Source organism: uncultured Zhongshania sp., from assembly GCF_963975605.1.
In the GTDB taxonomy this organism is placed as follows: Bacteria; Pseudomonadota; Gammaproteobacteria; order Pseudomonadales; family Spongiibacteraceae; genus Spongiibacter; species Spongiibacter aquimaris.
Genome location: NZ_CAXBHN010000030.1, coordinates 24,336 through 30,607, shown reverse-complemented (window position 1 = coordinate 30,607; position 6,272 = coordinate 24,336). Strand labels below are relative to the sequence as shown.

Annotated in this window: 8 protein-coding genes; 4 read left to right on the top strand and 4 right to left on the bottom strand. The window is 53.1% G+C overall.

Annotated elements, in window-relative coordinates; translation table 11 throughout:
• Positions 1–138: 138 nt before the first annotated feature.
• From AAC007_RS16360 to AAC007_RS16350, 3 genes are read right to left on the bottom strand one after another with little or no spacing between them, the layout of a single operon-like run.
• A complete protein-coding gene (locus tag AAC007_RS16360) occupies positions 139–411 on the bottom strand; it encodes an oxidative damage protection protein (protein ID WP_159240573.1) in 273 nt (90 codons plus the stop codon).
• Entirely contained in the window at positions 408–1,490 is a 1,083-nt protein-coding gene (mutY, locus tag AAC007_RS16355; RefSeq protein WP_339678176.1) for an A/G-specific adenine glycosylase, read from the bottom strand. Before mutY ends, AAC007_RS16360 begins: the two co-directional genes overlap by 4 nt.
• A complete protein-coding gene (locus AAC007_RS16350; RefSeq protein WP_295874421.1) occupies positions 1,490–1,885 on the bottom strand; it encodes an acetyl-CoA sensor PanZ family protein in 396 nt (131 codons plus the stop codon). The genes mutY and AAC007_RS16350 overlap by 1 nt, the downstream gene beginning before the upstream one ends.
• Before the next feature lie 81 nt (positions 1,886–1,966).
• Here AAC007_RS16350 and hisB point away from each other — a divergent pair, with 81 nt between their 5' ends.
• From hisB to hisF, 4 genes are read left to right on the top strand one after another with little or no spacing between them, the layout of a single operon-like run.
• Positions 1,967–2,560 (top strand): imidazoleglycerol-phosphate dehydratase HisB, encoded by a 594-nt coding sequence (gene hisB / locus AAC007_RS16345; RefSeq protein WP_219042972.1) that lies wholly within the window; start codon positions 1,967–1,969, stop codon positions 2,558–2,560.
• An 11-nt stretch (positions 2,561–2,571) separates the two neighbouring features.
• The gene (gene hisH, locus AAC007_RS16340; RefSeq protein WP_295874416.1) at positions 2,572–3,240 is read left to right on the top strand and encodes an imidazole glycerol phosphate synthase subunit HisH; all 669 of its coding nucleotides are present in this window, start codon (positions 2,572–2,574) and stop codon (positions 3,238–3,240) included.
• A 34-nt stretch (positions 3,241–3,274) separates the two neighbouring features.
• The gene (gene hisA / locus AAC007_RS16335) at positions 3,275–4,009 is read left to right on the top strand and encodes a 1-(5-phosphoribosyl)-5-[(5-phosphoribosylamino)methylideneamino]imidazole-4-carboxamide isomerase (RefSeq protein ID WP_295874413.1); all 735 of its coding nucleotides are present in this window, start codon (positions 3,275–3,277) and stop codon (positions 4,007–4,009) included.
• 24 nt (positions 4,010–4,033) lie between these two features.
• Entirely contained in the window at positions 4,034–4,810 is a 777-nt protein-coding gene (gene hisF / locus AAC007_RS16330) for an imidazole glycerol phosphate synthase subunit HisF (protein ID WP_295874411.1), read from the top strand.
• 60 nt (positions 4,811–4,870) lie between these two features.
• Here hisF and AAC007_RS16325 read toward each other — a convergent pair whose 3' ends face one another.
• Complete coding sequence (locus tag AAC007_RS16325) at positions 4,871–6,217, bottom strand: S41 family peptidase (RefSeq protein WP_339678172.1); 1,347 nt, start codon at positions 6,215–6,217, stop codon at positions 4,871–4,873.
• Between the last annotated feature and the right edge of the window lie 55 nt (positions 6,218–6,272).

The following is a 6,272-nucleotide window of genomic DNA, read 5'->3' as shown; positions in this document are numbered from 1 at the left end:
ACCGCCGACACGAGGATTTTCAATCCTCTGCTCTACCGACTGAGCTATCTGGGCCTAGTTTGAGGGCTTTGGCTGCCTCTCAGAAGGCGCGTATTAAACCTGTTCCGAAACAGCGAGTCAAGCCCTTGAAACAGAGACTTATTCGCTGGGTGGTACGTAGCCTTCGGCTTTTTCGTAGTCTTCGCCGGATAGAAACTTTTCCATCTCAGCCTGTAGGAATTTCCGTGAAGCGGGGTCCATCATGCTCAGGTGCTTTTCGTTTATGAGCATGGTTTGGTGGGCGTGCCATTCTTCCCAGGCTTTTTTGGAGACGTTTTCAAAGATGTCTTGGCCTTTTGGGCCTGGGTAGGGCGGCTTGTCCAGGCCATCGAGTTCTTGCTGGAATTTCTTGCAGAATACGGTGCGGGTCATAGTGGGGCTTCTCTTAATAAATCTGAGCTGAAGACAGCGTCTAGCAGTTTTTTTACCGGCGCGGCGAGGCCGACTTGTTGTTCAGGGTGTCTCTTATACCAAAGCTGTGGCTTGGCTTCCATGACTGCGGTGATTTCGTTTTGGAGGCGGACATGGACGGGGGTGATGTCCAGGTGGAAGTGGCTAAAAGTGTGGCGCATAACGGGCCAGTTTTGCGTGGTGCTGGCTGAGCAGAGGTTTTTGTCGAGGTAGTGGTCGAGTTCGTCGACGTTTGCCGCTTCAGGAAAGCTCCACAGGCCACCCCATATGCCGCTGTCTGGGCGCTGTTCTAGTAATATTTCGCCGCGATTATTTTCAATAATCAGCATGTGAACCTGCCGAGTCGGTATTTGTTTCTTCGGCTTTTTGCTGGGGTAGTTAGTTTGAGTGTTGTTGGCGAAGCTCTGGCAGTTACTTTGCACGGGGCAGCTTGGGCACTGGGGCTTGCTGCGGGTACAGAGTGTGGCGCCGAGATCCATGATGGCCTGAGTGTAGTCGGCTACCCGGTTCTCCGGGGTGAGCTCTTCGGCTAGATCCCATAATTGGCTTTCGACGTGTTTTAAGGCTGGCCAGCCGTCGATGGCTGCATAGCGTGTGAGTACCCGTTTAACGTTGCCATCGAGTATCGGCGCGCGGCCATTGCAGGCAATAGAGTAGATGGCGGCTGCGGTGGAGCGGCCTACGCCGGGGAGTTGCTGAAGTAGTTCGTGGTCGTGTGGAAATTCGCCGTTAAATTCTTCGCAGACGAGTTTGGCTGCTTTATGGAGGTTTCTGGCGCGGGCGTAATAGCCAAGGCCGGTCCAGAGGGCGAGGACATCGTCAGTTGGCGCGTCGGCAAGACTCTGCACTGTGGGAAAGCGCACCATAAAGCGCTGGTAGTAGTCGATGACGGTGGTGACCTGGGTCTGCTGCAGCATGATTTCAGATACCCACACCCGATACGGCGTGATGTTTTGCTGCCAGGGCAGATCTTTGCGGCCGGCGATGTCGAACCATGCCAGCAGCTGCTGGCTGAAGATAGGTTTATTGCTGGCTTTCATTAGGTATTGCGCTGCCAGCACCAGAGGCTGTTATTGGAGACAAAGCCTAGTTCTGAAAATAGATTGACCAGCTCTGGCGCGCGGCGCAAGTCGGCAGAAATTGACTGCAGATCCTTGGGTAATTGCTTCATCGCCTGAATGATTAGTTGCCTTGCAACACCTCTGCGGCGGGTGACTTCGCGCACGGACAGTCGTGCTATTTGGTAGTCGCCTCCATAGATGGGGGTGAGGGTGAAGGCGGACAAGATTCGGCCATTAAAACGGCCGCCGTAGATAATTAGCTTGCCTGAATTAGCCGACGCCAGCAGTTTTACACTGTCGTTGGGGTACAGTATTTCGAGGTCAGCCGCATCCTGAGGATCGGGTTGTGTGATTATTTCTGCGTATACAGGCATTTAGTACGTTTCTGCTTGGTGTAATACGGGTCGGGATTTTTTATAATACGCTATTGTAAGCAAATAACCGATGAGGCGTCGATGAACGAGCGCAAAGCTACGATCAGCCGTAACACCCTGGAAACCCAAATTACCGTGTCAGTAAATCTAGACGGCACGGGCACGTCTCATTTTGAAACTGGGGTTCCTTTCCTAGATCATATGATGGATCAGATCGCACGTCACGGCCTGATTGATTTGGTGGTCAACGCCAAAGGTGATCTTCACATTGATGCGCATCACACCGTAGAAGACATCGGTATTACCATGGGTCAGGCTTTTGCCGAGGCTGTGGGCGATAAGAAAGGCATTACTCGCTACGGCCACGCTTACGTGCCGCTGGACGAGGCCTTGTCGCGGGTGGTGATCGATTTTTCTGGCCGTGCCGGTTTGGAATACCACGTGCCTTATACTCGCGGCAGTGTTGGCGGTTTCGATGTGGACTTGTTCTCTGAGTTTTTCCACGGCTTTGTAAATCACGCCAAAGTGACGCTGCATATCGACAATCTGCGCGGCAAAAACACCCACCACCAAGCGGAGACGGTGTTTAAAGCATTTGGTCGCGCACTGCGCATGGCTTTGCAGGCCGACGAGCGTATGGCGGGTATTACGCCTTCTACCAAGGGCAGTCTCTAGGATTTATCGGTATGAGTTCTTCTTCCGTTGCCGTCGTTGATTACGGCATGGGTAATTTACATTCGGTAGCCAGCGCTCTCGAAAAAGTGGGTGACGGCGTTAAGGTGATTGTCACCGACTGCCCAGAGACCATTCTTGGCGCTGATCGCGTTATCTTCCCCGGTGTTGGTGCTATTCGCGACTGCATGGCCGAACTAAAAGCCCGTGGCCTTGATGAAGTGATTCAAGAGGTGGCGGCGCAAAAGCCAATGCTCGGAATCTGTCTTGGCATGCAGGCGCTGCTGGAAAGCAGTGAGGAAAATGGCGGCGTTGAGTGTTTGGATATTCTGCCCGGTGCGGTCAAGTTTTTTGGTAGCGATTTGCATGACAGCGCGGGTACACGCCTTAAGGTGCCGCATATGGGCTGGAATAACGTTGCTCAAACTATTGAGCATCCGCTGTGGGCCGGCATTGCCAACGATAGCCGCTTTTACTTTGTGCATAGCTACTACGTAGATGCGCCCGACTTTGTGGCTGGCACCGCCGATTATGGCGTGCAGGTTCACGCAGCGCTTGCCTGTGAAAACGTGTTTGCCGTCCAGTTTCACCCAGAAAAAAGCGGTGAAGCTGGCCTGCGCCTGCTGCGTAATTTCTTGAATTGGGATCGCCCCGTGGCGAGCTTCTTTCCGGTAACTGATTGATCTCGTCGTCAGAATTTATTTTTAGGTTTTTATTATGTTGATTATCCCCGCAATAGATTTAAAAGACGGCCAATGCGTGCGCCTGCGTCAAGGTGAAATGGGCGACTCTACGGTATACGGTAATGACCCCGTCGAAATGGCGGCGCGCTGGGTTGCCGCGGGCGGTCGTCGTCTGCATTTGGTTGATCTTAATGGCGCTTTTGAAGGCAAGCCGGTGAATGGTGAAGCGGTAACGGCCATCGCTAAAGCTTACCCAGATCTGCCGATACAAATAGGCGGCGGCATTCGCTCTTTAGATACCATTGAGCAGTATTTAGAGGCGGGTGTTAACTACGTGATCATAGGTACTAAAGCGGTAAAAGAGCCGAAATTTGTTGCCGAGGCGTGTAAGGCATTTCCGGGTTCCGTCATTGTTGGCTTAGACGCTAAAGACGGTTTGGTTGCCACCGACGGCTGGGCAGAAGTGTCGACATTATTGGCGACGGAATTGGCCAAGCGTTTTGAGCAAGATGGCGTTAGCTCCATCGTCTACACCGACATTAGTCGCGACGGCATGATGCAGGGCGTAAATGTTGAGGCCACTGTAGCGATGGCGAAAGCATCTGGTTTACCGGTGATCGCCTCTGGCGGCGTGACCAATATGGATGATATTCGGGCGCTAAACGCGGTTGCTGAGGCGGGTATATTGGGTGCAATTACCGGTCGCGCGATTTACGAAGGCGAACTCGATTTAGCCGAAGCGCAGCGTTACTGCGACGACAATCGCTAATAGCGGACAGGATGAGAAAGCAATATGGCTTTGGCTAAACGTATTATTCCCTGCCTCGATGTAGACAAGGGGCGCGTTGTAAAAGGCGTTAATTTTGTAGGGATTCGCGATGCCGGTGATCCTGTTGAAGTTGCCAAGCGCTACAACGAACAGGGCGCCGACGAAATCACTTTTCTAGATATTACCGCGACGCATGAAGGCCGCGAGACAACCGCCCACATCGTAGAGCAAATTGCCACAGAGGTGTTTATTCCACTCACGGTGGGCGGCGGTATTCGCGAGATTAAAGACATTCGCGCCATGCTAAATGCCGGTGCTGATAAAGTTGGCATTAACTCGGCGGCGATTCACCGGCCAGACTTTGTTAAAGAGGCGGCGGATCGTTTTGGCTCTCAGTGTATTGTTATTGCGATAGATGCCAAACGTGTTGCCGATGAAGCCGATGGTCGGCCGCGCTGGGAGATTTTCACCCACGGCGGGCGCAAGCCAACGGGAATTAACGCGGTGGAGTGGGCAATTAAAATGGTCGCCAACGGTGCCGGCGAAGTGCTGTTAACCAGTATGGATGGCGACGGTACCAAAGCGGGTTACGACTTGGCGCTGACCCGCGCTATTTCGGAAGCGGTGCCTGTGCCAGTCATTGCCTCTGGCGGCGTTGGTAATTTGGATCACATGGTCGCGGGTATTACCGAAGGCTTGGCCGATGCCGTGCTGGCGGCGAGTATTTTCCATTTTGGAGAGTACACCGTGCCAGAGGCTAAAGCCTATATGGCGGCGCGCGGGATAGAAGTGCGTTTGTAATTTCAGCAGCAGACACAAAAAAGCGGGCAATATGCCCGCTTTTTTGTGTCTGAAATAATGTTACTGAATAGCTGTTTCAACAAGGGCGGTTTTCGGCTTGGTCATGATGTACATGCCTTTTAGCAAGTTCAGCGCCTCATAAAGTTGATTGTCGTCGGCGGCTAAATCTTCGCGCTTACCCTTTTCGGCCTTGCGGCTGACACTGGTGCTTTCTTTACCGTCACCACGGCCAAGGTGGCCGGCCAAATCGGCTTCAGTGATCTCGATACCGCTAGTGGTTAATGCCTCGATTCTGGCGCGCTCCACAATAATGTCTGGCTCAATACCCTGTGCCTGAATTGATCTTCCGCTCGGAGTAAAGTAACGGGCGGTAGTTAGTTTTATCGCGCTCTCTTCTGACAGGGGCAGCACGGTTTGCACAGAACCTTTGCCAAAGCTTCGGGTACCCATAATGACCGCGCGGCGGTGATCTTGCAGCGCACCGGCGACGATTTCAGAGGCGGACGCCGATCCGCCGTTAATCAATACCACCATCGGTGTGCTGTCGGCGGGGTTGGTGGCGCTGGCCATAAAGCGGCTGTACGCATTGGGCAGTCGCCCCTCGGTGTAAACAATAAGGCCTTCGTTAATAAACTCGTTCACCACTTGCACTGAGGCTTGTAACAAGCCGCCGGGATTGTTGCGTAAATCTAGGACTAAGCCATTCAGCGGCTCGCGGCCTGATTTCAGTTTGCTGAGTTCTTTTTTAAGGTCTTGGCCGGTGCGGTTCTGGAATTGGGAAATACGGATGTAGCCGTAGCCCGCTTCAAGTATTTCACCGCGCACACTGGCCACCGTAATGACGTCGCGCTTGAGTTGCACTTCAAACGGCGCGCTGATGCCGCTGCGTAAAATAGTTACAACAATCTTGCTGCCAGCTGGCCCGCGCATCAGGGTGACTGCTTCTTGTAAGCTCAGGCCCTTAATTGGCTTGTTGTCGATTTGAATAATGAGGTCGCCGGTTTGAATGCCAGCGCGAGCCGCGGGGGTGTCGTCTATGGGGGTGATAACCTTGATAAAGCCATTTTCCATACCGACTTCGATGCCAAGCCCGCCGAACTCGCCGGTGGTGTGATTTTGAAGGTCTTCAAAGGAGCTGGCGTCGAGGTAGTCAGAGTGTGGGTCTAGCCCGCTGAGCATGCCGCGGATCGCATTTTCAAGTAGGGTTTTGTCGTCTACTTCTTCCACGTAGCTCAGGCGAATTTGGTTGAATACGTCTGCAAAGTTTCTCAAGGACTGCAGCGGTAATTGCCCCTGTGGCTCCGCGGCGGTGTCGGCGCTTGCCGCCTCGTCTGCGAGTGCGCCGATAGGAGCGGCTAATAGCACAAGCATAAGAGCGGTTAAGGTTTGGCGAAAAAAGTGTGGCATGACCTAAATTCCTGGAACGACGTCAATCGAAAGTTATTGTATCTCGCTTTTTCTG

Excerpts from the sequence above, each read along its gene's own strand:
- mutY (WP_339678176.1), bottom strand. The coding sequence starts at position 1,490 with ATGAAAGCCAGCAATAAACCTATCTTCAGCCAGCAGCTGCTGGCATGG.
- AAC007_RS16360 (WP_159240573.1), bottom strand. The coding sequence starts at position 411 with ATGACCCGCACCGTATTCTGCAAGAAATTCCAGCAAGAACTCGATGGC.
- hisB (WP_219042972.1), top strand. The coding sequence starts at position 1,967 with ATGAACGAGCGCAAAGCTACGATCAGCCGTAACACCCTGGAAACCCAA.
- AAC007_RS16350 (WP_295874421.1), bottom strand. The coding sequence starts at position 1,885 with ATGCCTGTATACGCAGAAATAATCACACAACCCGATCCTCAGGATGCG.
- hisA (WP_295874413.1), top strand. The coding sequence starts at position 3,275 with ATGTTGATTATCCCCGCAATAGATTTAAAAGACGGCCAATGCGTGCGC.
- AAC007_RS16325 (WP_339678172.1), bottom strand. The coding sequence starts at position 6,217 with ATGCCACACTTTTTTCGCCAAACCTTAACCGCTCTTATGCTTGTGCTA.
- hisF (WP_295874411.1), top strand. The coding sequence starts at position 4,034 with ATGGCTTTGGCTAAACGTATTATTCCCTGCCTCGATGTAGACAAGGGG.
- hisH (WP_295874416.1), top strand. The coding sequence starts at position 2,572 with ATGAGTTCTTCTTCCGTTGCCGTCGTTGATTACGGCATGGGTAATTTA.